We start from the raw sequence: 636 nt of genomic DNA, 5'->3' as shown, positions 1-636 counted from the left end.
GAACGCCTGAACGCCATTGTACAAAGCATGGACAAGTTCTACTACCAGTACGGCGGCATCCAGTTGGTCGTCATTGACGGCATCGCAGACCTTGTTAAGAGTGCCAACGATGAAGCGGAAAGCGTGGCGGTGATAGATGAACTTTATCGGCTGGCGGGTATCTACAACACGTGTATTCTGTGCGTGCTGCACTTCGTCCCCAACGGATTGAAACTGCGGGGACATTTGGGCAGCGAGTTGCAGCGCAAGGCGGCTACTATCCTGTCCATTGAGAAAGACGAAGAACCTACCCAGTCGGTGGTAAAAGCCCTGAAAGTAAGGGACGGAAGCCCGCTGGACGTGCCGCTGATGCTCTTTGCTTGGGACAAGGAAGCCGGGATGCACGTGTACAAGGGCGAGAAACCACGTGAGGAAAAGGAGAAGCGCAAGGAAAGGGAACTGGTGAATGTCGCACGTGACATCTTCGGGCGGCAGACACGCATCACCTACATAGACCTTTGCGAGCAGTTGCAGCAGGTATTGGACATCAAGGAGCGCACCGCAAAGAGCTATATCCGCTTCATGCGGGAAAGGGACATCATCACCAAAGACACGGCGAACCAAAGCTGTTTTGTCATCGGTTCATATAATCTTCAA

Annotated in this window: 1 pseudogene; it reads left to right on the top strand. The window is 53.0% G+C overall.

The window, feature by feature from the left end:
• A pseudogene (locus H8S64_RS22275) lies at nucleotides 1–636 on the top strand (bifunctional DNA primase/helicase); the annotation flags it as partial.

It is taken from the genome of Butyricimonas hominis (genome assembly GCF_014287455.1).
GTDB classification, from domain to species: domain Bacteria; phylum Bacteroidota; class Bacteroidia; order Bacteroidales; family Marinifilaceae; genus Butyricimonas; species Butyricimonas muris.
The sequence above is the reverse complement of the archived record's forward strand: the minus strand, read 5'-3'. Positions and strand labels throughout refer to the sequence as shown.